Origin of the sequence: Metabacillus mangrovi (assembly GCF_009711125.1) — a bacterium.
GTDB lineage: Bacteria > Bacillota > Bacilli > Bacillales > Bacillaceae > Metabacillus_B > Metabacillus_B mangrovi.
Genome location: NZ_WMIB01000018.1, coordinates 20,511 through 45,177, shown reverse-complemented (window position 1 = coordinate 45,177; position 24,667 = coordinate 20,511). Strand labels below are relative to the sequence as shown.

The 24,667-nt window shown below is 44.3% G+C and carries 29 protein-coding genes; 6 read left to right on the top strand and 23 right to left on the bottom strand.

Going from position 1 to position 24,667, the window contains the following annotated elements; all coding sequences use genetic code 11:
* Positions 1-52 precede the first annotated feature (52 nt).
* Positions 53-883, top strand: a complete 831-nt coding sequence (locus GKZ89_RS15420; protein ID WP_155113303.1) for an STAS domain-containing protein — start codon at positions 53-55, stop codon at positions 881-883.
* A gap of 64 nt (positions 884-947) precedes the next feature.
* On the opposite strand, the gene GKZ89_RS15415 is transcribed toward GKZ89_RS15420, so the two are convergent.
* The 6 genes from GKZ89_RS15415 to GKZ89_RS15390 form a co-directional block, all read right to left on the bottom strand.
* Entirely contained in the window at positions 948-2,108 is a 1,161-nt protein-coding gene (locus GKZ89_RS15415) for a hypothetical protein (protein ID WP_155113302.1), read from the bottom strand.
* Between the two features lie 12 nt (positions 2,109-2,120).
* On the bottom strand, positions 2,121-2,948 hold the full coding sequence (locus GKZ89_RS15410; protein WP_155113301.1) for a hypothetical protein: 828 nt from the start codon (positions 2,946-2,948) through the stop codon (positions 2,121-2,123).
* Positions 2,945-3,634, bottom strand: a complete 690-nt coding sequence (locus tag GKZ89_RS15405; RefSeq protein WP_155113300.1) for an ATP-binding cassette domain-containing protein — start codon at positions 3,632-3,634, stop codon at positions 2,945-2,947. The genes GKZ89_RS15410 and GKZ89_RS15405 overlap by 4 nt, the downstream gene beginning before the upstream one ends.
* A complete protein-coding gene (locus tag GKZ89_RS15400) occupies positions 3,627-4,019 on the bottom strand; it encodes a GntR family transcriptional regulator (RefSeq protein ID WP_155113299.1) in 393 nt (130 codons plus the stop codon). Before GKZ89_RS15400 ends, GKZ89_RS15405 begins: the two co-directional genes overlap by 8 nt.
* A gap of 138 nt (positions 4,020-4,157) precedes the next feature.
* Positions 4,158-4,916 (bottom strand): sugar phosphate isomerase/epimerase family protein, encoded by a 759-nt coding sequence (locus GKZ89_RS15395; protein ID WP_155113298.1) that lies wholly within the window; start codon positions 4,914-4,916, stop codon positions 4,158-4,160.
* Positions 4,917-5,447: 531 nt separating this feature from the next.
* Positions 5,448-6,383, bottom strand: a complete 936-nt coding sequence (locus GKZ89_RS15390) for an SMP-30/gluconolactonase/LRE family protein (RefSeq protein WP_241680283.1) — start codon at positions 6,381-6,383, stop codon at positions 5,448-5,450.
* Between the two features lie 103 nt (positions 6,384-6,486).
* On the opposite strand from GKZ89_RS15390, the gene GKZ89_RS15385 reads away from it, so the two are divergent.
* Positions 6,487-7,635: a PP2C family protein-serine/threonine phosphatase gene (locus GKZ89_RS15385; RefSeq protein WP_155113297.1), complete on the top strand. Its 1,149-nt coding sequence runs from the start codon at positions 6,487-6,489 to the stop codon at positions 7,633-7,635.
* Positions 7,636-7,647: 12 nt separating this feature from the next.
* Here GKZ89_RS15385 and GKZ89_RS15380 read toward each other — a convergent pair whose 3' ends face one another.
* From GKZ89_RS15380 to GKZ89_RS15370, 3 genes are all read right to left on the bottom strand, one after another.
* The gene (locus tag GKZ89_RS15380; protein ID WP_155113296.1) at positions 7,648-8,511 is read right to left on the bottom strand and encodes a CheR family methyltransferase; all 864 of its coding nucleotides are present in this window, start codon (positions 8,509-8,511) and stop codon (positions 7,648-7,650) included.
* Positions 8,512-8,526: 15 nt separating this feature from the next.
* The gene (locus tag GKZ89_RS15375; RefSeq protein ID WP_155113295.1) at positions 8,527-11,178 is read right to left on the bottom strand and encodes an ATP-binding protein; all 2,652 of its coding nucleotides are present in this window, start codon (positions 11,176-11,178) and stop codon (positions 8,527-8,529) included.
* A 329-nt stretch (positions 11,179-11,507) separates the two neighbouring features.
* Positions 11,508-11,933, bottom strand: coding sequence for a VOC family protein (locus GKZ89_RS15370; protein ID WP_155113294.1), 426 nt, complete (start codon positions 11,931-11,933; stop codon positions 11,508-11,510).
* Positions 11,934-12,107: 174 nt separating this feature from the next.
* Here GKZ89_RS15370 and GKZ89_RS21515 point away from each other — a divergent pair, with 174 nt between their 5' ends.
* The 4 genes from GKZ89_RS21515 to GKZ89_RS15350 all read left to right on the top strand — a co-directional run bounded on the left by GKZ89_RS21515 (position 12,108) and on the right by GKZ89_RS15350 (position 16,904).
* Complete coding sequence (locus GKZ89_RS21515) at positions 12,108-13,460, top strand: L,D-transpeptidase family protein (RefSeq protein ID WP_155113293.1); 1,353 nt, start codon at positions 12,108-12,110, stop codon at positions 13,458-13,460.
* 138 nt (positions 13,461-13,598) lie between these two features.
* Positions 13,599-15,092 carry a peptide MFS transporter gene (locus GKZ89_RS15360; protein WP_155113292.1) on the top strand — a complete coding sequence of 498 codons (1,494 nt, stop codon included), beginning with the start codon at positions 13,599-13,601 and terminating at the stop codon, positions 15,090-15,092.
* Between the two features lie 211 nt (positions 15,093-15,303).
* Positions 15,304-16,530, top strand: a complete 1,227-nt coding sequence (locus GKZ89_RS15355; RefSeq protein WP_155113291.1) for an ammonium transporter — start codon at positions 15,304-15,306, stop codon at positions 16,528-16,530.
* Positions 16,531-16,541: 11 nt separating this feature from the next.
* The gene (locus GKZ89_RS15350; RefSeq protein WP_155113290.1) at positions 16,542-16,904 is read left to right on the top strand and encodes a P-II family nitrogen regulator; all 363 of its coding nucleotides are present in this window, start codon (positions 16,542-16,544) and stop codon (positions 16,902-16,904) included.
* 104 nt (positions 16,905-17,008) lie between these two features.
* Here GKZ89_RS15350 and gvpU read toward each other — a convergent pair whose 3' ends face one another.
* The 14 genes from gvpU to GKZ89_RS15280 all read right to left on the bottom strand — a co-directional run bounded on the left by gvpU (position 17,009) and on the right by GKZ89_RS15280 (position 24,612).
* Positions 17,009-17,389, bottom strand: coding sequence for a gas vesicle accessory protein GvpU (gvpU, locus tag GKZ89_RS15345; RefSeq protein ID WP_155113289.1), 381 nt, complete (start codon positions 17,387-17,389; stop codon positions 17,009-17,011).
* A 23-nt stretch (positions 17,390-17,412) separates the two neighbouring features.
* A complete protein-coding gene (locus GKZ89_RS15340) occupies positions 17,413-18,066 on the bottom strand; it encodes a YtxH domain-containing protein (RefSeq protein ID WP_155113288.1) in 654 nt (217 codons plus the stop codon).
* Between the two features lie 35 nt (positions 18,067-18,101).
* Positions 18,102-18,419 (bottom strand): gas vesicle protein, encoded by a 318-nt coding sequence (locus GKZ89_RS15335; RefSeq protein ID WP_155113287.1) that lies wholly within the window; start codon positions 18,417-18,419, stop codon positions 18,102-18,104.
* Positions 18,420-18,497: 78 nt separating this feature from the next.
* Positions 18,498-18,806, bottom strand: a complete 309-nt coding sequence (locus GKZ89_RS15330; RefSeq protein ID WP_155113286.1) for a gas vesicle protein K — start codon at positions 18,804-18,806, stop codon at positions 18,498-18,500.
* A complete protein-coding gene (locus GKZ89_RS15325) occupies positions 18,781-19,041 on the bottom strand; it encodes a gas vesicle protein (RefSeq protein WP_155113285.1) in 261 nt (86 codons plus the stop codon). The genes GKZ89_RS15330 and GKZ89_RS15325 overlap by 26 nt, the downstream gene beginning before the upstream one ends.
* The gene (locus GKZ89_RS15320) at positions 19,019-19,861 is read right to left on the bottom strand and encodes a GvpL/GvpF family gas vesicle protein (RefSeq protein ID WP_155113284.1); all 843 of its coding nucleotides are present in this window, start codon (positions 19,859-19,861) and stop codon (positions 19,019-19,021) included. Before GKZ89_RS15320 ends, GKZ89_RS15325 begins: the two co-directional genes overlap by 23 nt.
* Before the next feature lie 9 nt (positions 19,862-19,870).
* The gene (locus tag GKZ89_RS15315; protein WP_155113283.1) at positions 19,871-20,128 is read right to left on the bottom strand and encodes a gas vesicle protein GvpG; all 258 of its coding nucleotides are present in this window, start codon (positions 20,126-20,128) and stop codon (positions 19,871-19,873) included.
* Positions 20,125-20,898: a GvpL/GvpF family gas vesicle protein gene (locus GKZ89_RS15310; protein ID WP_162356946.1), complete on the bottom strand. Its 774-nt coding sequence runs from the start codon at positions 20,896-20,898 to the stop codon at positions 20,125-20,127. The genes GKZ89_RS15315 and GKZ89_RS15310 overlap by 4 nt, the downstream gene beginning before the upstream one ends.
* Positions 20,895-21,815: a gas vesicle protein GvpN gene (gene gvpN / locus GKZ89_RS15305; protein WP_241680282.1), complete on the bottom strand. Its 921-nt coding sequence runs from the start codon at positions 21,813-21,815 to the stop codon at positions 20,895-20,897. The genes GKZ89_RS15310 and gvpN overlap by 4 nt, the downstream gene beginning before the upstream one ends.
* A gap of 24 nt (positions 21,816-21,839) precedes the next feature.
* Positions 21,840-22,106 (bottom strand): gas vesicle protein GvpO, encoded by a 267-nt coding sequence (gene gvpO, locus GKZ89_RS15300; RefSeq protein ID WP_155113281.1) that lies wholly within the window; start codon positions 22,104-22,106, stop codon positions 21,840-21,842.
* Positions 22,107-22,244: 138 nt separating this feature from the next.
* Positions 22,245-22,508, bottom strand: coding sequence for a gas vesicle structural protein GvpA (gene gvpA, locus GKZ89_RS15295; RefSeq protein WP_155113280.1), 264 nt, complete (start codon positions 22,506-22,508; stop codon positions 22,245-22,247).
* Positions 22,509-22,525: 17 nt separating this feature from the next.
* Positions 22,526-23,107, bottom strand: a complete 582-nt coding sequence (gene gvpQ / locus GKZ89_RS15290; protein WP_155113279.1) for a gas vesicle protein GvpQ — start codon at positions 23,105-23,107, stop codon at positions 22,526-22,528.
* Between the two features lie 282 nt (positions 23,108-23,389).
* Positions 23,390-24,250 carry a LysR family transcriptional regulator gene (locus GKZ89_RS15285; RefSeq protein WP_155113278.1) on the bottom strand — a complete coding sequence of 287 codons (861 nt, stop codon included), beginning with the start codon at positions 24,248-24,250 and terminating at the stop codon, positions 23,390-23,392.
* The gene (locus GKZ89_RS15280) at positions 24,247-24,612 is read right to left on the bottom strand and encodes a winged helix-turn-helix transcriptional regulator (protein WP_162356944.1); all 366 of its coding nucleotides are present in this window, start codon (positions 24,610-24,612) and stop codon (positions 24,247-24,249) included. Before GKZ89_RS15280 ends, GKZ89_RS15285 begins: the two co-directional genes overlap by 4 nt.
* Positions 24,613-24,667 lie beyond the last annotated feature (55 nt).

Genomic DNA, 24,667 nt, shown 5'->3' with positions numbered 1-24,667 from the left:
TACTAATTCTGGTAAAATGAAAGTATGAGGAACCACAGTAGGAGGATCAGTAATGGATATCAATCATGCACTTCGGACCTATTTTAATAAGAATGCCAGCAGACTGACAGAGGAATGGCACAGTACGCTTGACCCTTACGATTCCACCACTGTCTACGGTTCGAAGGACCCCGAAATTGTAGAAGGTCTTAAGAGCCAAAACTTTGAATTCCATCATCATGCTCCTAATATTTTTATAGAGGAGAAAGGACCCTTCCTTTCCCGTTTTTACGAATGGATTCAAAAAATTGCCCAGGACGGTGCTCATTTACGAACCCCTACGCATTATGTCATTAAGGAATTTAAGCGGGTACGCAATCAATATATCGATTTAATCAAGGAATTTATCGAGCAGCATGAAGAGGAAGTTTCTATGGTTCAGTTAAATGAATGGAACGAGAGAATCATAGAAGTGTTTGATATTGCCGTCTTAAAATTTGTAGAAGAAGCAGAAAACAACGCCAAATCCCAGTTGAAGGCACAGCAGGAGATGATTTATGAACTCAGCTCTCCCGTCATCACCCTTGCCAACAAGGAGGCGCTTCTGCCGCTTGTAGGGGATATTGATACAGCGCGGGCAAAAATCATTTTGGAAAATACTCTTCAGCAGTGCTCCGATAAGGGAGTGGAGCATTTGTATATTGATTTATCGGGCGTGGTCATCATTGATACGATGGTCGCCCATCAAATTTTTCAGCTGATTGATACATTGAACCTAATTGGCGTCAAAACAACTTTATCCGGCATCCGTCCGGAAATCGCCATGACAGCGATGCAGCTCGGGCTGTCATTTGACAAGACCAATATCCGATCAACTCTTTCCAAGGCTATCGCTTCTAGATAACGGATGACATATGCCGCATGTAAAAACCCGGAATGCTTACGAGCATCCGGGTTTTCATTTGCCGTCAATCAGCTATATGAATCGTGTTAATACTCAATCGTGCTCCCTTTTCCAGCGGCTTATGGGCTATTTTATATGAGTAGACCTCTTTGCCTGAGTTCACATTGTATCCTTTTACTGAACGGCTGTATACCACAAAAAGAACATCATCTTTGAAAGCCGCAGCTTGAGAAGCTTCTGCTGCCTTGATCTCTGTAAGTATATCTGTTTTTTGCGTTTTGGAATCAATCTCGGAGACTGTGATTCTTCCGTTAACGTAAGCAGCCTGGTAAAGATTCTCTGAACCTGCACCATAATAATTCATTGTCTCAGACTCGGAATTCAGCTTTACACTCTCAGCAGTTTCAGATTCCAGGTTAATGATAAAAAGTACTTTTGAAGCCGTAACTTCCTCCCAATGACCCTCCTGCTTTTGGACTTCTTCAAAAAATTCTACTTCATAAACCGCTTCTTTTTCCGGCCCTGTCTGATATTGTTTATCATAAAAATTAAATCTTGAAGAAATGTTTTGATCTTTTTCTTTCAACTCAAAAGATTTTTCCCGGATAAGCTTTTGGCTTTGGAGACTGAACGTATAGAGAACCAGCTGTTCGTCCTCTCCCAGCTTTTCAGCCAGCACCTTCACTTCGTTGCCGATTCTTTGGACATCGTGAATATCAATCCAGCTGTTTCTCTTATTGGGAATATCCGCTAGAAATTCCATCTGCTTTTTGGTTTTCTTGTCTGCTACTTTAAAGGAGAAAGTGCTCCATTGCTCGGGACTGTTAGCCGGCTGTACACTGACCAGCCATTTTTCATTTTCAAATACTCCGCCTTCCCATTTGACGCCTCTCATAAAATCACGGTGTTTTCGCTGAAGATTATCGTAATCCGGGTAAGAAAACCAGTTTGATTCTTGCTGCTGAATATAAGAAAGACTGTTTTTATAGCGTGAGCCGGAGAGTGTAATATTAACAGGCTCGTAAGAATACTCTGACTGTGCAAGTGTACTCCTTTCCTCGTAGCTTCCCACAAGAGTCAGCTTCGGGCTGCCACCTTCCCCTTTTTCCTGCTGCAATGTAAATTCCGGCAAGCTGCTTTTCGATAAAGCCTTCTGAATATAAAACGAACCGATTCCTGCAGCTGCCACAAGAACGATAAGACTAAGCTTCCAATACTTTTTCATTCTCTCTGCTCCTTACACTGTAATTTTCGAGCGGATCAGCTTGCGGCTGACAGCTATAGAGATAAAGCTTGCCGCCAAGAGGCTGGTAATCGAGATATAGACCAATTCACTCCCGTAGAAATAATTGGTGCGCACACTGATATACATAGGAAGTCCGATTATCAAACAGGTGGAAATTCCATATAAAACTGCATATCCTACGCCAGGCCATCTGTAGCTTCTTTCGAAAAGAATGCCTGTAGTCATGACTAAAACAAATGTGACACCGGCCAGATAATAAATCACAAACTCCTGAAACGTATGAGGGAGAAGAATGTTTAGATAGTTTACAGACCCGGAATATCTTTCTCCCATCAAAGACGAAGCTCTCAGGTTTTCAGGAATGATACTTTGGAAAATAAGATGCTCGGCAGGAAGCAGGAGCATTTGCAGTGCGATAAGTCCAAACACCATCAATACAATTGTGCAGATCTTCGAAAAATAAACATTCATCCTCGACCCAGGAATCATAAGAAGACGATAAATGAACGGACTCCCTGCGAACCAGTCCCGGTACCAGATCAAAAAAACATATAGGATAAGAGCACAGATCGAAAGCATAACCGGAGCCATATACAGTAAATCCGACTGAAGATTGGAGAAGGTAAAAAGGGGTTCCTTATCCAGATACTGTTTCACACTCAGGTTCTCTTCCTTCATCTGCCTGAATGCTTCTTCCGCCATATTATTGGAGCTTATTGCGACACTCGCAATCTGACAAACGATTGTCAGTCCTGCAAGGACCGCGAAAAACTTCGCAAACCGGTTCACTTCAAAGTTTAAAAGTTTAAGGAATGTCATCCCTGATACACCTCTCTCATTACATCCACTACGGACTTTCCTTCTTCGATTCTCATTTCTTCTGCATAAAATTGTTTCATCACGACTCCGTTATCCACGAGGACAACCTGATCAATTAAATGCTCAATGTCCTGTATTTCATGAGTTGTGATAATCACTCCCCTGCCTTCTATCAGATGGCTCGTAAAAACACGGGCAATCTGTTCCCTGCTGAACAGGTCTATTCCGGAGAATGGTTCATCCATCAGAAGATAATCCGTATCGAGTGCAAGCCCCATCAGCAGGCTCGCTTTAGCAGCGTTGCCTTTAGAAAGATTGCCGATTTTCTCGCTCTTGCTCAGACGGAAAAATTGGAGCAATTCAAATGCACGTTCCCGGTTCCAGTTCGGATAAAAATCCTCCATAAATTCCATGTACTGCTCAATCGTCATCCCCTGCTGCATGATAGGAGCATCCGGTATGTAGGTGATTTTTTTCAGCATGTTCTTATCAAGCTTCTGTCCATCGATCGTAATGGAACCGGAATGAATCGGGGTAAGTCCCATGACCGCTTTTAAAATTGTTGTTTTTCCGACACCGTTTATCCCAATCAGGCACGTGATTTCACCCTTTTTGGCTTGAAAGGTAATTCCGTCAAGAACCGTCTTCCGTCCGTATTTCTTCTTGGCTTCCTTCACTTCAATCATGTTTCTGCATCCCCCTTCCGCCGGTCTCGGTATATCTCTTCTGAATGATCTCCAGCAATTCTCCAACCGGCACCTGAATCGGCCGAATGGACTCAATAAATGACTCCACTGCCTCCATAATTAATTCATTGCGCACATTATTTAAAAAAGATTGATCACTTGTAATTTTGCTAGGCACATTCCGTTCCGTAAAAATCAATCCCTGGTCTTCCATCTCTTTATAAGCTTTCTGGGCAGTATTTGGATTAATGTTCAGCATTCCGGCCATTTCCCTCCTTGATGGCACTTCATCTCCTGCCTGCAGATCCCCCGTTGCAATCCGCTCTTTAAAATACCGGACAACTTGAAGATAAACAGGATCCCGATTATTGAAAACAGGTTTCATCGTACACCTCCGCTATAAAACTGTGTGTACTACTTAGTTCATACAGTTTCTATTTGTACTATACATGTAATACAGTTAGCTCGTCAACATTTTTTTCCAATAAAAAAGAAGCCGCTGTTATGCAGCTCCTCACTTCGATTACACCTTCAATGAAAGTCCCTTCAAATAGCTTAAGCTTGAAGATATGCTTTCAAAGGGAGGCCTTTTGCATTCATCCTGCTCGACGATCAGCCACTCTGCGTTTGCTTTAACAGCTGCATCGCCAACAGATGACAGATTGATCACACCTTTTCCAAGCTCTTCAAATGACCTGCCTTCTCCAGACTCCATATCCTTCATGTGGATAAGGGAAACACGATCCTGATACGTGCTGATCCACTCTGCAGGATCCTTTCCGGCAAAAGCAAGCCAGTAAATATCCAGTTCCGCCTGCACCCATTCCGGATTGGTTTCTTTTAATACAATCTCCAGGCCGGTCCACTCTCCAAAGGAAGCAAGCTCAAATTCATGATGATGGTAGCTGAGTGTAAGTCCTGCAGCATTCACTTTCTCTCCCATCCCGTTCAGCTTTTCAGCAAGCCGGTGGTACTCCTCTTCCTTTTCCATCCGGTCATACGGATAGGCAATCGCCAAATGCCGGCTGCCAAGCACCTGCTGTGCTTCGATACATTGTTCCAGGTTCTCTTCCATCTCTTTCAATACAAAGTGGCTTCCTGCTGCTTTTAAGTCAAGATCATCGAGGGTTTTCTTAATTACAGCAGGATCTGTATCATAATACCCTGCAAACTCCACTCCGTTAAACCCGATTTCTGCCACCTTATGAAGCGTTTTCAAAAAATCCCTTTCGCATTCATCTCTCAGTGTATACATTTGCACAGCCAATGGAATCTGATTCATCTGCTCCGCCTCCTCATCTATTGCTCTCTTTAGTATAGTACCATTTTAAGCAATGGAAGAGGGGGGTGTTTGGACCGATTTTTAGCTCGGACTGTTTTCTTGTCTTCGGTTTGAGCCATGTACTCTAATTTTAGGCGATAGCTTATAGTTTGACGATATCTTGCGATTTTGACCGATATCTCTAGTTTGACCGATATACCCTGATTTTGACCGAGATATCCCCAAATTTTCGCCTGAATCCACTGCTATGCTCGCTGTTTTTTTTAATCCAGACCGGCTGCACAGTGGAACGTTACTCCATACTGCACCTCATCTATTTTCTATATAGCTCTGTTAAACTTGGTTGTTGATTTCCGCTGCAGTCGTTCGCTTTCCGCGGGGCGGGCGGTGAGCCTCCTCGCCGCTGCGCGACTGCGGGGTCTCACCTGTCCCGCTGTTCCCGCAGGAGTCTCACGCCTTACGCTCCAATCAACAGGTGTGAAAAATCAACACTATCCTTTAACAAAGCCTTCTATATAAAAAAACCGGCTTTCACCGGTTTTCTCTGCTGTATTTATAGCGGAAAGTCTTTCTGCCTTTTGTGTTGGTTTTCACTTTGAATATCGCTCCGGCCAGGGGCTGCTCTGCCAACTGCCCGCCTTCGAGATTTTCCCGTCCTGTTGTGATGTAAAGCTCATCCAGATCCGGGCCTCCAAATGTACAGCACGTTACCTGCGATACCGGCAGCTCAATTTCTTCGAGCTTTTCCCCGGTTTCCGGGTTCCATCTTGATACCCGGCTGCCGTTATAATGAGCGATCCACAGCATTCCCTCTGCATCAATCGTCATGCCGTCCGGGTGCCCGTCTTCCTCCGGCACTTCAATGACCGTTTTTCTGCCTGAAATACTGCCGGACTCCAAATCGTAGTCATAGGCGGCTACCTGTTGGGTGGGTGTGTCAATGTAATAAAAGATGGTCCCCGCTTCGTTCCACGCGAGTCCATTGGATATGCCGACCCCGCTGATCAGCTGTTCAAATTGGCCATCCCCATCAAGACTGTAAAGGGCTCCTGTTTCGCCCTGCCCTTCAGCATGCATGGTTCCGGCGATAAATCTTCCTGCCGGATCGGCCTTCCCGTCATTGAAGCGGTTATCCGGAACATCCTTTTCAGGATCAGCAATGAAACTGCGCTCACCGCTTGCTGTGTCGATGAGATAGAAGCCGTCCTCCATGGCAGCTGCCAGCCTGCCATCTTCGGTCAGGGTGATGGTCCCCACTTTTGAAGCTGTCTCGATCACGGTATCTTCAGTTGTTTCGGGATTGTAAATATGTATCACTTTTCCATGGATATCGATCCAATACAATAGGTTTTCACGGTCATCCCACACCGGGCCTTCAGCTAAAATAGCCTTAGCATCATACACTAGTTCTGCTTTCCCCATATTGATCCCTCCGTTCTTTGCTACTATTTCTTTCCCTGAATTCAAGAAAACTATGCTCTCCTGCTGAAATTTTCCGGGACAGGAAAATCCCCTCTTTCATTCATCTTTTAGTATAATAATAGTACTAAACTAAATGATGGAGCCTAAAATGAAAATACTAATAGTAGATGATCACCCGGTTAATTTGTTCGTTGTTGAAAAAATCCTTAAAAATGCAGGTTACGAGGATACTGTTTCTTTATCCTCTGCACAGGCATTGTTTGATTATCTGCAGATTGAAACGATCGGGAGCAATGCTCCTTCTGCGGACCTTATCCTGCTCGATATTATGATGCCGGATATCGACGGAATTGAGACGTGCCGGAGACTGCAGCAATTTGAACACCTGAGGGAGATTCCGATTATCTTCGTTACTGCTCTGGAGGACTCTAACAAGCTTGCCGAAGCCCTTGATGTGGGAGGGCTTGATTATATTACAAAACCGATTAACAAGGTGGAACTGCTGGCCCGCATCAGGGTTGCGCTCAGATTGAAGCAGGAAAAGGACTGGCATGCAGAGCAGGAGCAAAAGCTTTCCCATGAATTGGATCTTGCGATGCAGATTCAGAAAAGCCTGATGAACCCGCCGCTTGATGAGGACAATATTTGCATCCACATCTCCCACCTGCCATCCAACAAGCTCGCAGGGGACATGTATTACTGGCACCGATTCAGTGATCATAAATACGGGGTCATCCTTCTGGATATGATGGGCCATGGCATCTCTTCTTCAATGATTTGCATGTACATCTCCTCCGTACTAAGGGATTCCATCAAGCAGCTAACAGACCCGGTGCTTGTGATAAAAGAATTAAACCGGTATATGGCTTTGCTGTCGAATCAGACGAAGGAACACAATTACTATTTTACAGCGATTTATCTCGTCATTGATACAGAAGCTAAAACGGTGGAATACGTCAATGCAGGCCATCCTCCGGGATATGCACTGCTTGACGGAAAAGAGCTTGCTGCCCTTGACCGCGGCTGCTGTGCGGTCGGTTTTTTTGAAGAAATCCAGATTACAAGCACGACCCTTTCATACAGTGAAAGGGTACAGCTTCTCCTGTTTACAGACGGAGTCTATGAAAACTTCGGTGCAGATGAACAAGTTATGCTTGAGAAGCTGCGCTATATTGCCGGACAGGAATGGTCCGGCAGAGCAGTCTCTCCCATCCATCTTCTCGGTTTCCAGGAAGGAAGCGAACCGCAAAAGGATGATATGTGCATTTTGATGATCCAGGGAAGAGAAAAAGCCTGAACCGTTATCCGGTCAGGCTTTTTTCAATTTCCTATAAATCTTCTCAGCTGTATCAAATTCCTGATACTGATAGGCGACTTCCGTAAACTTCAGTGATTCTTTGTCCCCGAGTCCAAGGAAGCCTCCGTCGCTTAAGCTGTCATAAAACAGCTGGTGCACCTGGTTCTGCAGTGCCCCCGTAAAATAGATCAGCACATTTCGGCAGACGATGACATGAAATTCATTAAAGGACTGATCCGTCACGAGGTTATGCTGGGCAAAGCTTATATTCTTCATCAATTCAGGATGGATATAGGCGTACTGTTCATCCGCTGAATAAAACTCAGAAAAAGAGCGGCTTCCTCCAGAAAGCATATAATTCTTCGTGTAATTTTGCATTTTATTCAATGCAAACTTTCCCTGTTTGGCTAGATTCAGCACCCGTTCGTTCATATCCGTAGCAAATATCTGGGTACGGTCTGACAGACCCTCCTCTTCCAGCAGGATGGCCATCGAAAAGACCTCTTCCCCAGTCGAGCACCCTGCATGCCAAATACGGATAACCGGAAAATTTTTAAGATGAGGGACTGCTTTTTCTCTGAACGCCTTAAAGAAACTCGGATTTCTGAACATTTCTGTAACATTTATTGAAAAATCATTCAACAATTTTGTAAGCATCTCAGGCTCATGAATCGCCTTCTCAAGAAGCCCCGAAATCGTCGGGATCTGCTCGAGCCTTAACCGGTTCTGAATTCTTCTGCCGATGGAAGACCGCATATAGCTTCGAAAGTCATAGCCGGATAAGCGGTATACACCCTCAAGCAAAAGATCGATTTCCATTTCTTCCCGCGCACTGAACGAAGGTTCCTCCTGCGGGCTGTACGTTTTTTCAGTCATCTCTTTCAACCTCTTTTAAGCTGTCAGCCAGACCCTCATGGCTGACAGAAGCTGTTCAATCTTAAGCGGTTTGCTTATATAGTCCGAAGCCCCCGCTTCAATGCATTTTTCCCGGTCGTTTTTCATCGCTTTGGCTGTAAGGGCAATGATCGGCACATCTGTCATCAGACGCTCCTGGCGAATGGCTTTCATCGTTTCATACCCATCCATGATCGGCATCATAATATCCATTAAAATGATATCCGGGGTCTGTTGCGCTTTTGCCAAAATATCCAGGCACTGCCTTCCGTTTTCTGCAGAAGTAACATTCATGCCTTCATTTTTCAATGCTGTCTCAAGGACGAATATATTCCGGTGATCATCATCCACAATCAATACATTCTTTCCTTTGAAGCTCTGCATTTCTCCTTCTGCCATGTTCGCTGCAAGCTCTTCCTTTACAGCTGTAACTTCTGCAGCGGCCGCCGCTTCATACTGCACCCTCTGCTCCTCAGGAAGTTCTGATAAATCCGGATTCACCGGGAAGGTCAGTGTAAAGGTGCTGCCTTTTCCTTCTTGACTTTCCAGAGCGATTCCGCCGCCGAGCAGCTTGGCAAGTTCTCTGCAGATGGACAGTCCCAGGCCTGTACCGCCATACTTCCTTACCGTTGCCCCGTCACCCTGCTGGAAGGCTTCGAAAATCAGTTCGTGCTTATCCTTCGGTATTCCAATTCCGGTATCAATGACCGTCAGTGTCACCATGTCCTCAGGACTCCGGTCCAGTTTCACCGTGATGCCGCCCTCAGATGTAAATTTAATGGCGTTGGAAAGCAGGTTTTTAATGATCTGGTTCAGACGTTTCTCATCCGTATATACAAGGTCCGGCACATGCGGGCTTTTCTCCATTTTTAAGTAGAGTCCCTTTTGAGAGGCTACATGTGAAAAATTGCGCTCGATGTATTCAGGTATTCCATCTGTGTTCACCTCACTGAAATGAACCTCAAGCTTTCCTGATTCAACTTTGGAGAGGTCGAGAATTTCATCGATCAGATTAAGAAGGTCCTGTCCTGAAGAGTGAATAATTTCAGCGAACTCTTTTTCCTCTGAAGCCAGTTTTCTGCCGGTGTTTTCTGCAAGCATTTCAGACAGAATCAGAATGCTGTTGAGCGGTGTCCGCAGTTCATGCGACATGTTCGCCAAGAACTCCGATTTGTATTTAGAGCTTGCGATCAGCTGCTTTGCCTGCGCTTCAAGCTCTTCTTTCGCCTGTTCAAGCTCTTTTGATTTATCTTCCGCATCTTCGCTTCTTGATTCAAGCTGCTCATTGATCATTTGAAGCTCTTCTGACTGCATCTGCAGCTCTTCTGACTGTGTCTGCAGCTCTTCTGACTGAGTTTGAAGCTCCTCGGTCATTGCCTGGGATTCTGCCAGAAGACGCTTGATTTCCATCTGTCCGAGAACACTGTTTATCGTCAATCCCATGGATTCGGAAAGGGCCTCCAGCAATTCAATGTGCTTCGGCTCGTATTCATGAATGCTGAAAAGTTCAATAAGCGCTATCGTGTTCTTTTTATAAATGATGGGTGCTGCGAGAAGGCCCTTTGGATTTATATTTCCAAGGCTGCTTGTGATGAGCTGGAGATCTGTTCCTGAATTGATGCAGACAATCTTCTGATCCGCTGCTGCCTGCCCTGCAATTCCCTCTCCGGGTAAAAAGGATTCGGCAGCATCTTTCCCTGCAGCAAATCCGGCTCTCTTCACAAACCGGTCTCCATCTTTTACATAGAAGACACCCATGGCTGAACCGGTCAGAGAAGCGAGGTTTTTCAGGAATGTGTCACCGAGTGGCTCCATTGAAGATAGCCCCTGGTTTTGCGTGTTTACTTCATTAATTCCTGTCTGCACCCAGCTCCTGTCTTCCATTACATCAAGGAGGCTGTTGGTAGCCATTGCCAGTTCTTTAATTTCATCGTTGGTTCTGACGTTCAGCCTTCTAGAAAGAGTTCCTCCACTTGTCATCGCCCGGATGTTCCGGATGACTTCCTGAACAGTCGAAACAATCGATTTTGATATGGCAAGTCCGATCGCTCCTGCCAGTACAATAGTCAGCAGCATAAGGCCGTACATTGTAAAGCGGAGATTTTGATTTTGTGAATCCAGGCTTTGTGCACGCTGCTTAGTGAGGGAAAGCTCTGTATTCCGGAAGGCATTAAATTTGTCGCGTACTGATTGGATGTCAGCAGTATCCGGATTCCGGGCATAAAATGCTTCAATATCCCCGTCCCGGCCATTTTCCTTCAGCCGGAGCAGCGGTTCACTCGTATTGTCCGTCCAATTATCAATTGAAACTTTAATCTCCTGGAGCCTGTCCTGCTGGGAGCGGTTATCGCTGATCAATTCATTGAGCTCCGAATAGTCATCCTCGAGCTTGCTCTTGGAAAGCTTATAGGCCGCCGAGTAATCGGCATTGCCGGTCAGCGCAAATCCGCGCTGGCTTGTCTGCATTTCAAGCAATGCATTCTCGACCTGTCCGGTCAGATTAAACACCTGTAAATCATGATTTATAATATAATTTCTTTGCTTCTGCATCTGCGATATCTGGCTGCTGATCAGCAGAATGGATGCAACGAGACAAACAATAATGACAGCGTAGCCGAATAGGATTTTATTCCTAATTCCGATTTTCATGATCTCTCTCCTTTTGTAATCTATTTGAAATTATATACTAAAACATTTGGCATGCCTATTAAGAAAACACATTCTGACTTTGAAATTTTTCTTGCATCATTTCCTGATGGTGTGTTATAGTACGAGAGCGATGAGCTGAGTTGCATAAGTCGAAGGACACACCTTTATGGTACGGACTATGTGGGGTCCGGTCCTTCGCCGCAATACGCAAAGGCACCTGTTTACAGGTGCCTTTTTTATGTGTAAGTGCTAATATTTTTTAGCCGGAACTTCATAATTTCTCGGGCTCTCCTATTATCAATCTTCTTTTTCTTCCATTGTATATGCTTTTAGAAATCCAGCATGGCTCCCCTTTCATCAAATACGGAAGAAGGATTCCAGGCAATTTCCCACAGGTTTTTTTCCGGATCGGCAAAATAGGCAATCCTTCCTCCCCAAAACGCTTCATGCGGTTCTTTGATGATTTCTGCTCCCGCTTCCCTGATTCCTTCCATAGCCTGATCGACTTCCTGCGGTTCATTTACGTTTATGGAAAATGAGATCGCTTTGTATCCTCCGGCACTAAACTGAAGTCCCGAATCTCTTTCCAGCTCTTCTTGCGGATAAATGGACAACAGCACCCCCGCAGTCTTGAACACCGCGTATTCATCTGAGCTGGATTCCGTCTCTTCCCACCCAAGCTTTTGATAAAAACTCCTTAAATCCTTTACATTGACAGCACCGACCGTGAGTAAAGAAATACGCTGATGAATCATGCAGCATCCCTCCCAACTATTATTGTTATCTATTTAGTTCAATAACTACGTACAGACTCCTTTTTATTACAAAAATATTTCATTAATATTACAAAATTCTACACATTTTTGGATTTCTTTACATTATAATAAGTTGGTAAATTCATTTATTACTAGAAATAACAGGAGGAAATGATGAAAAAATTAGCTTGCTGCTTACTTCTCTTCTGTATATTGGTCTGCGGATTTTCACCCCCGGCATCAGCAGGTTCAAATCAGCTGCTGATCATTAACAAATCGATCAACAAACTCGCTTTTTTTGAAAATGGAAAGCTGGTAAGAGTATTCAGTGTAGCGACCGGCAGGAAAGACAGCTATACACCGGAAGGGACTTTTCCGATTGTTTCAAAAATCGTAAACCGGCCTTATTACAAGCAGAATATACCTGGAGGAAGTCCAAGGAATCCGCTGGGCGACAGATGGCTTGGTTTAAATGCCCGCGGCACCTATGGCACTACATACGCGATCCACGGGAACAATGATGAGCGTTCAATCGGCAAATATGTCAGCAGCGGCTGCGTCCGCATGTATAATAACGAAGTCAGATGGCTTTATCCGCGTGTAAATAAAATGACAAAAGTTGTTATCCTGAAGTCCAAAGATTCATTTGAAACCATTGCCAGGAAAAAGGGATACAAACTTAATGAAGATTCTATCAAGCAAACAGCCGCTGTTCAGCAAGGAAAACTGCTGGCAGGAAAAACGGCTGAATATCAAAAAGCCATTAACTCAGGAAGCATTTCAAAGGTAAACAGCCTTTATGACGGCTTCACAAAGCAGATCAAAACAGCAGAAGCATCCATCGGAAAAGTTTCAGTCAAATCGGTCCGGGACGGATTAGGAAAACAATATGTGCTGCCTGCTAAAAAGTCTCTTGAAAGAAGTATGTATGAAGTATCTCAATACAGACTGATGCCGAGGATTAAAACAACCATTCAAGCCAGAAAGCTGACACAGGCCGACACAGAACTCAGCCAGCTTGACCGTCTCCAGACACAGGCCGTAAGGATAAAGAAAGAACGCGGCTATGCTGCGATTCCTTCAGGCATAAAAGGGGCTCTGGAAAAGCAGGAGGCAGAACTTTACGGAATGCTGGCTAAGACCCGGACAGCCGATTACAGCAAAGTCATCGCATCCACAAGCATCTATTCTCTGGACCGCGCTTACAATCCATTCCTCTCTTACATCTCGAGAGCGGAGCGGGAGATCAATGAAGTCTCCCATCAGGAAAGCCGCAAAAACCTGCTGGAATCTTCAATAAAGCCCGCTAAGATTTCTCTGGACCGGACGAAGTACCAGGTATCTATGCACCGTCAGATGAACAAAGTCCACTCGCTGCTCCAAAATAAGAAGACAGCCGATGCCAAAAAGGAATTTGAAGTGCTCGACAGACTTAAAAGCCGGTTACCAGCCAATGATCCTGTTCTGAAGCCGGTCAATAGCCGCCTGGTAAATCGTTATACTGAGTTAAAGAAAAAATTACTGTAAGAACCCTTTTTAAAAGGGTTTTTTTTATTAAATCCTTTGCAAATTCCTGCTTTTTACCTAATTTTTCAACTCGAAATATTTTGACAACAAAATAAATTTAATAGTAATATAGTATCTTATAGAGGGAGGGTACTATCAATGAAACCTTTGAATCATGATCAGGTGGCGAATAGCGTCCCGCAAAAGGGATTTTTCGGCCATCCAAAAGGCTTATTTACATTGTTTTTCACAGAATTCTGGGAACGGTTCTCTTATTATGGAATGAAAGCTATACTTGTTTACTACATGTATTACAGCGTTTCTAAAGGAGGACTGGGCATCGACCAGGGCACAGCTCTTGCCATCACTTCCATTTATGGATCCCTGGTGTACATGTCAGGAATCATCGGTGGCTGGATCGCAGACAGACTGCTCGGTTCAACCCGTACCGTCTTCTACGGTGGTGTATTCATTATGCTCGGGCATATCGTCCTGGCATTCCCTGGATCATTCACCGCATTCCTTATTTCAATGGTATTGATTGTCATTGGTACAGGTTTATTGAAACCTAACATCTCCAATATTGTAGGGGATCTGTATACAGAGAAAGATGAGCGAAGAGATTCCGGATTCAGCATCTTCTACATGGGTATTAACCTGGGAGGTTTCCTTGCCCCGCTGATCGTTGGAACAGTTGGTATGAAATACAACTTCCATCTCGGATTCGGTCTCGCTGCAATCGGTATGCTTCTGGGACTTATCGTGTATGTATTAACGAAGAAAAAGAACCTTGGACTAGCAGGTTCCGAGGTACCTAATCCCCTTTCTCCAGCTGAGAAAAAGAAGTCCTTTACGATTATCGGAATTGCTGCAATTATTCTTATCATCGCAGGATTTATCGCTGCACAACAAGGCGCACTGACTATTTCAAGTTTCATTAATATTGTCAGTATATTAGGTATATTGATTCCAACCGCTTATTTCATTGTCATGTATAACAGCAAGAAAACGACAGCAGTCGAACGCTCTAGATTACTTGCTTACATTCCTTTATTTATTGCCGGAACCGTATTCTGGGCTATTCAGGAACAAGGGGCAACCATTCTTGCTGCATATGCGGATCAGCGAACCATTCTTGACATGGGCTGGATCACAATTGAGCCTGCCTGGTTCCAATCCTTGAATCCATTGTTTATCATCATGCTCGCACCTGTATTTGCATGGCTGTGGATTAAACTTGGTGAACGTCAGCCATCAACGCATGTGAAATTTTCAATCGGCCTGATATTCGCTGGTTTATCATTCCTTATTCTTATTGTTCCAAACATCCTTTCAGAAGGAGAAGGTCTCGTCCATCCGATTTGGCTCGTACTCAGCTTCCTGCTTGTTGTAATCGGTGAACTGTGTCTCTCCCCTGTAGGATTATCTGCGACGACGAAGCTTGCTCCACAGGCATTCTCGTCCCAGACGATGAGCCTCTGGTTCTTAACCAGTGCAGCTGGACAGGCAATTAATGCACAGGTGGTCCAGTACTTCGAAACGGTTTCCGAAACGGTTTACTTCGGAATTATCGGCTCCATTGCGTTAGTTCTTGGATTTGTTCTATTGGCTGTTTCAAAGAAAATCAAAGTCCTAATGCATGGTGTCCGCTAATAAAATTTTATTTATAACCCTTTCAAACTGCTCTTCTAATAGAAGAGCAGTTTTTTTGTGTTAGATTATCTAACAAACTGTAAACGTTATCAATAAAAAAACTGAATTTATTTATAATTATTTATTGATATTCTGGTCCTTTTCACATATGATACTAAATATAACAACAGATGTTATAAAAACTAACATCAAATTTTAGGGGGACTGAAGAATGCAAATGGGCGACTCGGTTTTAATGTTTACAGCTACTCTGCTCGTATGGCTTATGACACCCGGAATTGCGCTGTTCTACGGCGGAATGGTCCGCAGCAAAAATGTATTAAGCACAGCTATGTACAGCTTAAGTTCGATTGCCATTATTTCAGTACTATGGGTTATTGCAGGATATTCACTCGCCTTTTCCACAACAGGAAATCCTTTTATCGGAGGATTGGACTGGATCGGTCTTCAAGGAGTAACGTTTGAGCCGAACCCAGATTACAGCGAAACCATTCCTCACAGTTTATATATGATGTTTCAATTAACATTTGCCGTTCTGACATGTGCCATCATCTCGGGAGCATTTGCTGAACGGATGCGCTTCTCGGCATTCGTCCTGTTCAGTGTCCTATGGACGTTCCTCGTCTATGCCCCGGTTGCACACTGGGTATGGGGAGTAGGAGGATGGCTCCGTGAACTCGGTGCTCTTGATTTTGCCGGGGGAAATGTCGTTCACATCTCTTCAGGGGTTGCAGGACTGGTGCTTGCAGTTGTCATCGGGACCCGGAAAAGCAAAAATACCGTATCACCGCACAATCTTCCTTTGACGCTTCTAGGCGGCGTTTTAATCTGGTTTGGCTGGTTTGGCTTTAATGTAGGCAGTGCGCTTACATTAAATGAAGTAGCCATGACCGCCTTCATCAACACAAATACAGCTGCAGCTACAGGGATTATCGGCTGGATTGTTGTAGAATGGCTGATCAACAAAAAGCCTACCATGCTTGGTGCTATTTCCGGGGCAATAGCGGGACTTGTAGCCATCACTCCGGCATGCGGCTTTGTCACACCTGCTGCTTCTATCCTGATCGGCTTTATCGGAGGCGCGGTTTGCTTCTGGGGTGTATTCTTCCTAAAAGAGAAGCTTGGCTATGACGACGCTCTTGATGCGTTTGGACTTCATGGAATTGGCGGCACATGGGGCGGAATCGCCACCGGATTGTTCGCTACCACTTCTGTCAATTCTGCTGGAGCAGACGGGTTATTCTACGGAAATGCAGGCCTTTTATTAAAACAGCTGATTGCAATTGGCGCCACCTATGTCTTTGTTGCAGCAGTCACTTTTGTTCTGATTAAAGCGGTAAGTTTCATCGTCAATATCCGTGCAAGTGAGGAAGAGGAATCAATGGGGCTTGATTTAACACTGCATGGAGAAAAAGCATATCAAGAAACCAACTTTTAGGAGTGGATGAAATGAGCGATGTACTGACAAAGATAGAGATCATTTCCCGGCCGGACCGCTTTGATGAATTTAAAAGAGAACTTGTAAAGATCGGAGTAAGCGGCATTACTGTCTCCAACGTATTTGGAGCAGGGCTGCAGAAGGGTTTTACTGAGCTGTACCGCGGAGTTAAAAAAGAGATCAACTTGTATGAGCGTCTGAAAATTGAAATCGTTGTATGCAAAGTTCCGGTTCAGGACGTAGTCGACCTGGCTTGCAAAATTTTAAAAACAGGAAAACCGGGTGACGGAAAAATCTTTGTCTATCCCCTTACAAATGCCTATAAAATCAGAACGGGGGATGAAGGCTGCGAGGCGCTGCAGCATAAAGATTAGAATGCACCATTAAAAATCATCTAAAACCCCGGAGTGCTTCAAACACTCCGGGGTTTTACCTGTACAGCTATTGATTGTTTAAAGGTAAGAATCACGAGGTACCCTTACTCATCTTCCGAAATTTTCCCAAGGAAAAAACCGTCAGCCTGATCCAGCCGGCCTCTCCACAAAAATTCACTTCCGGAGGGGGTTGGCTTACTGTCACCGCAGTAAACCTTAGCATCCTTCAGATGGATAAAAGCAGCTTCATCCGCCTGCTCGACATTCTGTTTGCTGGCACTTAAAAGCTTATCACTGATTTTCCGGGAAAGATCATTTCCCCCTTCAAACACTTCGCTCATCTCTTCAAAATACTCCCTGGCCGAAATCAGCGTGCCTGTTACCAGAGAGCCTTTCATATTCACTGTCAGATTTAAGGAAAAGTCATGCTTATTCGCTGCTTGAACCAGCATTTCCAATATCGTATCTCTTGAATTTAAGGACATATCCAGTCCTCCTTCTTCAGGCATTATTTAGTTGTTGATGCTGAACTTGCCGGCTTGGCTGGATTGCTTGCATTCGTCCCCTTTTTGGCAGCTGCAGCGTTTTTCGCTGATGCAGTACCTGTTCGGGCAGCTGTTTGCGCCGGTGCCGGTTTCGGCTTTTCAATCGCGGCCTCTTCTTTTTCCTTTTGATTTGAAGCGGATTGTCCGTTATCTGCCTGGTTTTCTTTTTCAGCTGCCTGCTGAAGCATCGCTTTATTTTCCTCTTCTTTTCCAGATGCAGTGTTCACTGCCTGTTCTTCTTGCTGGGAACTGGCTTCCTGCTTATTATTTTCTCCGGACTGATCGTCTTTTTTTACAATGTATAGAGCGGATTTTTTAATTTTTTCTGCTGCTTCCTGTGTCTTAAGCGTTCCTTTATCCTTTAAAGCAGAGAATTTATCTTTTGTGTTTCCGCCAAATTGCTTGCAGCTGTCAAGGACAGAGGAAGAAGACTGACCTATGGAAGATCTCATCTCTTTCCCGGACTTAGGAGCAAGGAGTAATGTGGCGCCGATTCCTGCCAGTGCTCCTACAATCGAACCTGAGATAAAGCCTTTGTTTCCTCCTGCTTTATTACCTTTAACCTGCTCTGCTTTTCCTTCAGCATTCTTTTTTGTTTGCTCATTTGGTTTAATCATGACAATTCCTCCTCTAATTTTTCGTTCCTCTGTATTTATACCAATCTGTTTGTTTCCATCTTTTCTTCAAGCAGTTTAATGCGGTCGTTCAAACGTTTATTCTCTTCTTCCAATGCGCCATTTTGATTATTCGCTGCTTTAGAGCTGAGATATGGGTCATTTTCCCACCAGTCCATGCCAATCTCTTTCGCTTTATCAACAGAGGCAACAATCAGTCTGATTTTAATAGTCAGGAGTTCAACGTCAGCCAGTCCGATTTTTATATCGCCTGCAATGACGACTCCCTTATCGAGAACTTTTTCCAATACATCTACGATGGAGCTGGAATTGTTGTTATGCTGAATTTCATTCATCCTGAGCCGCTCCTTTCCGTTCTGATATAAGATTTAAAAAGGAGGCTTAAAGCTTCCTATTTTATCAGCAGGGTAAAATTAGATAAGGTTGCCGAGTGGTCCTAAATCAATGTTAAGGTCTTCATCCTTCAAATCAAAAATGTCTTTCATTTCTTCCATCTTGATTTCGAGGTTTGCAAGAGCCACTCCTAAGTCTTCAATCTGCTGGTCTGTCAGGCTTCCGCCATCCACACGGCGGATCGCATGGCGCTCGACAAGCTGCCTAAGCAGTTCAATTACCGTCAGAACCAGCTGTGCAAGTCCTTGCTCCGCTGAATCAGGATCAAGGTTAATCTTTCCGTTCGCACTTTGCAGCCCGGTTTTAGCGCCTTCTTGATTCTGTGACATATACAAGCTCCTCTCTTTCCCGATCCATTTCCTTAGATGACAGAGTGTTATTCCCGCTCGCTTCTACCAGCGTTTCCACAGCGGATATCAGCACTCTGAGATCAAGGTAAATCAGGTCGATTCCTGCAATAGATATAATCAAGTCGCCTCTGAGGACGACCCCCTTATCTAAAATCACATCCAAAATATCAAGCAAGGAAACATCACTGTTTTCAATTTGCCGGGGCTGATCCATTTTTTATCTCCTCACCTGCTGTCAGACTTGCAAAATGATAGGAAGGCCAAGGACCGGTCGGTTCAATCTTCCAGCCGTATTCAGCAAATTCCTCTGCCGTTTTTTGCAGCATTTCTTTGAATGCAGGAATCTTTTCCTGCGGCAGCAAATAAACACTGTTCCAGCACATTTGCTCATCCCTGCCTGTGACATCCTGGCTCCATGTTTTCTTAACCGTGCTGTCAGCAGAAAAAGGGAGCAGGTCTTCATGGATTTTTTCACATAAGCGGTTCTTCTCTAGCTCCATTTCCCTGTCCACCAGCTGATCCAGTTTCCGTTTCTCAAAATATTGCCGGCCTGGAGGAAGCTGGGCTATTTCTTCTTTCTTTGCCATTACCGTAGGGTTGTTTTCCCCGTAAGATTGTCTCAGCTGTTTATCATCGCTGAAAATTTTCACGTTCCATTCTTCTTTTCCTTTAAGCGATTCAAAAAGATCGAGCATCCGATTTTCATACTGAGTAACGGTCTCTTTCAAGCTGTCCAGCGAAGAATAAATGGTACAAAATTTAGTGGGAATCAGTGTATATTCTTTTTCGAGCATCATCAGCATTTCATGATGGTGGAAGGCTTTTTCGTGGAGCCATTCCATCTCATTTACTTTTTCTTTAATTTGTTCCTCGGAGTATTCCTCAGGGTTCAGTTCGCTGATTACGGCTGTGACACGGCCAAATTGTTCGGTGCGGCCGTCATGAACCTGGTCAAAGCCCTTGAAGGATGGGACTTCAGACTGCTCCGCCTCTTTTGAAGGTATTAATCCATAAAGATAAATCAGCTTATTCATTCATACCCCTCATTTCCCTTGGTTCAGCATTTCGTTGTATTCCTGCATTTCAAGCATTTTAGCTGTTTCGTATCTTTCAAGAAGCTGTTCTTCCTGTACTTTATACGCCTGCTCATCCACTTCCCCAAGCTCATACATCATTTGAAGCTGAATGAGCTTCTGCTGGATCGTGGGAATATCGTAAAGTTCTTTATCCGCTTCTTCTTTGATCTTCTCTCCTACTTTGACAACCAGGTTAACAGGTGCCGTGAAGAGTTTATGAATCATTTTGCTTCCTCTACCTTAAGCTGGATGTTGATGAAATTATAAGCAGGCCATGGGCCGGTGTAGTGAAAATCAGCTTTATTCTTCCATTTTTCATGAAGTTCATTCACTCTTGCGTCAAAAAGTTCTTCATATTCCTTGCCTACTAAAAATGCGCCGTTCAGCAGCATTTTCTCGCCGATTAGTTTATTTTGATTAGCGGCATCGGAAACCTGCTGCAGCGGCTGAAAAATTTCTTTGTTCACCTGCTTCTGCAGTTTTCCGAAAAACTCCTGAGCCATTCCGCCAAGCTTGATTCTCTCATAGTAAGTGGCATCCTCGGATTTCCCCTTAACAGATTCCTTAGCGTCGAGAATATCTTTTCGTGACGAAAGCTCATCATTGATCCATTTTTCCTTGGCGACAACCTTTAGGCCCAGTTCCATTTTGCCTTTTATTTCAGGGAATAAAGTGCTGAATTGGGGATATAGTTTTTCAAGGAGCAATTGAACATCTTCTTTTGAATGAAAGATGTTCCCGAAGCTGATTGGAATGACGGTGTCATTCTGCTTGAGGATGCCGGAAACAACCTGCTGATGAGTCATTACGTTCTCTTTGTTTGGATGGTAGATTTTCATCGGCACTTCAGCAGCTGCTATGGCTGCATCTTTATAATAAATGGCAAAAAGCGGATATTCCTGTCCTTCCAGTTCTACAGTTCCGCCTTCCCACTCTTTTTCCTGTGTCTGCATTCCGCAGAAAATATAAATTCCTTGATCGCTCATATCCTTCACCCCTGTACTTTCTTGCTTTCAGATAAAATCATATCCAGTATTTTAGAATCACTTTCTTTTTCAAAAGCTTTCCTCATCTGATACCAGACGATGTCACGGCACAAATTCTGAAACTCTTCATTTTTTCCGCTGATTTCAATGTTCTGAGCCAGAGCCAGCTGTGCAATCATGATAGAAGCCCTTAAAGAAGGACCTTCTTTTCCTTTTTTCCTGCACTGCTCTCTTAAGCCGCGGACCAGCTCGGATATATCCTTTGCTTCTTCTTCCCCTGCACCCGTTCTTGATGAAATGATCTGCGTTTCGCTCTCAAGGTCCAGAAAGGATAAAGGCAGGGTGATCAGCCGGTCCAAAAGCGCTTCCTGTGTCTGGTAGACACCTGCATATTCCTCAGGATTACTCGTGAAAATCACGGAGAATTCCGGATGAACTTTTATGAATGGTTCTGTATGCTTTGTCCCGTAAAGGGGAAGAACCTTTTCTTCCAGGATGGATAGGAACAGATTGTTAGCGGAAGGCTTGGATCGCGTAAACTCGTCATAAACAAGCGTATAGCCGTTCTTCACCGCTTCAAGCAAACGGCCGTTTTTCCATGTTTCTGATACATTCTCTTCCTTTTTATAAACAGAACGAATGTAATTATCTTCAACTTTAGTAGCTGTGTATCCGGTAAAAGAACCGATCAGATCGGCATTGGATAATTCATGATTCCCATGCATGAGCATGACCGGACGGTTTCGCTTCTTCGCCAGATTTAGCGCAAGAGTCGTTTTTCCGACTCCGGAAGGTCCTGTAAAATGGACAGGGTAACCGGCTGCCATGTAGGCAGAGGCTCTTTTCATCAGGTCTTCAAAGGCACCTTCATAAAACGTATCTGTGCCGCCTGTCTTTTTTTGTTTAGCCTGCTTTAATACGCTCAAACCTATGCCTCCAATCGTGAACCTCTATTCCTGTTCCTGCATCATTGCACTTCTCGGTCTTAAGCTTTTGCGGGTATAAGAGGTCACATCATATTCTGAATCCAATGTCACATCATACACCCCCAGCATTTCGTCTTTCGCATACTTTCTCATATATTCTCTTTCTTCAATCACTTCTACAATCGCCTTGCACCCTTCTTCAGTCGGTTCGATCGAAGTAATTTTATGTGGAGGTGCAATATGCTCTGTAAAAAAATCATTCAGAGCGTTCATTACTTCCTTGATTTTCAAAGGAGATCACCGCCGCTTTCCTGTTTAAAAGGAGCCGCCGGGACTTATGCCCCGGCAGACTTCTTCTATTGATTACCCTGTTTCAGCTGATTTGGAAACGTTCCTTTTAAACAGCCGGGTCCACTGTATTTCCGGAAATTAAATGCTGAACTGCTTGCCTCGTTCATTGGATTGATCCGGAAGAGCATCATCCTCTTCCACATCGTCTCTTAGAAGGCCTACTGCATTTGCATAGCGGAGCCAAGTATCCACACTGGCAATAACTACCCTTGCTTCAATCGTGATTAATTCAATCCCTACAAGTGATACCCTTGCGAACACATCGATTACGACCCCTTTGTCAAGAATACGGTCAACTACTTCTGCCAGACTGGAACTGTCAGTACTTTTTTGAACAGCCATTTTATCATTCTCCCTTCTTACTTATTGGAAATGGAACTCATCGTTTTGATGTCGCTTGCCGATTTGATTTCACTCGGTCTTTTCAAATTGGCCGCGCTTTTCATTCCAGAAGCGCTCTTTAATTGATTCATGCTTTTAATATCCCGGACGCTTCGCATTCTGCTCCGCTGTCCTTCAGGCTTGATCTTCTCCTGAAATTCTTCTCCAGCTTCTTTAAAGTCCTTCAGCTTTCCTCTTACTTTAAGCAATGCATCCTGGACTTTGTCTCTCATTTCTTCTGCTTTTCCATGAACGTTTTCTGCATTTTTTTCTTTTGCCGCTTCAAGCTTTCCAGCAGCTTCTTTCACCTTGGACTGAAGCTTCTTCTGAATCTGGTTCTGCATTTCGTGGGCGAGCTCTTCCTTGATATCCCGCTTCACATCAGCAGCTTCTTCCTTCACATCTTCTTTTACATCTTCTTTCTTATCCTGGACTTTGTGCGCCGCTGCTTTAACCTTTCTTCTTACCTTTGGAAAAATCAGCGCTCCGGCACCGGCTCCTGCCGCGGCAAGGCTCCCATACCCGATTTTCTTGTTTCGGTCTTTCTTCTCAGAGCTCATTTGAATGCGTCCTCCTTTCTAAACTGAAAGGCGGTGGTCCGCTTTCAATTTCGTTCTATTTTTGGTGTTACCCTGCCGTGTTTGTCCATCAAACTGGGTAATTTTTCTCTTAACGGTTCAATCACCCCAAAAGATATATCTGTAATGTATGTTTGGCGTGGTGACTGGTTTTGACAAGCTTACATTAAAATTGTTTCAATTGTATTACATTTCGGTTTATCCTTTTCACAGATGAACAGACATAAAAAAAAGCCCGAACAATAAGATTCGGGCACTGGGATTTCAGCTTGATAACAGCTGATCAATTATTTTTTGAACCAAAGGATCTGACTTATTTTTTGCTTTAACGCCTATGTAAATATTGTTGGAGGCAGCAAGCTCCGGGTAGATCCATTTTATTTTTCCTGCGGCCAGTGAGTCACTTAGCAGGTATTCAGGAAGCACACTGATTCCAATCCCATGCTCAACTGCCGTTAAAATGCCTCTGAGATCGGGGATAATGTAGACCGGATTGATTTCAGGCCGTTTTCGGAAATGTTCCCTCCACAGCCTTCTAATGATCGGGAGCTCCATCCCATAGCTGATCCACCTCTGCTTCAGCAGCCATTCTTCAGGTTTTTCTTTAGTTGCTTCTTCTGCCATTCCAACAGGAGCAACTATGACGAATCTTTCTTGATCCATCAGCTTGTATTCAATGCCGGGTTTTTCAAATCGCTGAGTAGTAAGGATTAAGTCAGTACGGTTGTTCTCAAGCATTTCAAATAACGCATCCGCTTCCCCATTATGATGAACCACTCTGAGGCTGCAGTTCTTCAGTTTATTTAGGGCTCTGACAGCAAAATAGTCGATTGGAGAGCCGATGCTTACGGCCTGTTCGGCCTGGAGAGAGTGCCGGATCTCCAGTGTCGTTTTCTCCAGGTTCTCAACCATGGGAGCAAGTCTTGAATACAGCTCCTTCCCCCGTTCCGTTGGTACAATTTTTCTCGTGGTACGGATGAACAGCGGCTCCCCCACTTCAGCTTCGAGTGCTGCCAGATGCTGGCTCATAGCCGGCTGTGTCAGTATTCTGGCTTTTGCTGCCTCTGATACGGACTGATGCTTATAAATGCTGATAAAGCTTCGGTACCATTCAAAATCGATCATTCAGCCGACGCCCCGCTCCAGCATTCTTTTCTCTCAATATTCCGTTCTTCTGCATATTCATCTCCCCATACGCACATTTCATTCAAGGTGGGCTGAAGCTTTTTGCCAATTGCTGTTGGGGAGTATTCTACTTTAGTCGGAACCGCCTCGTAAACTTTCCGGTCAATCAGCCCGTGTTCCTCGAGTTCCCTAAGCTGGTGGGAAAGCACCTTCTGGGAAACATCGGGAATGGCTTTTCTAAGCTCTGTAAACCTCATCGTCTTTTTATTCAGATTCCACAGGATGAGAACCTTCCACTTCCCGCCTATTAAATCAATCACCAGATTGATCGCACATGGATATTCGTTTTCTAACGGTTTCACGCATTTTCCTCCTGCCGGTTTCCAATCGGTAACTATCGAACAAAAAAGTGCCTTC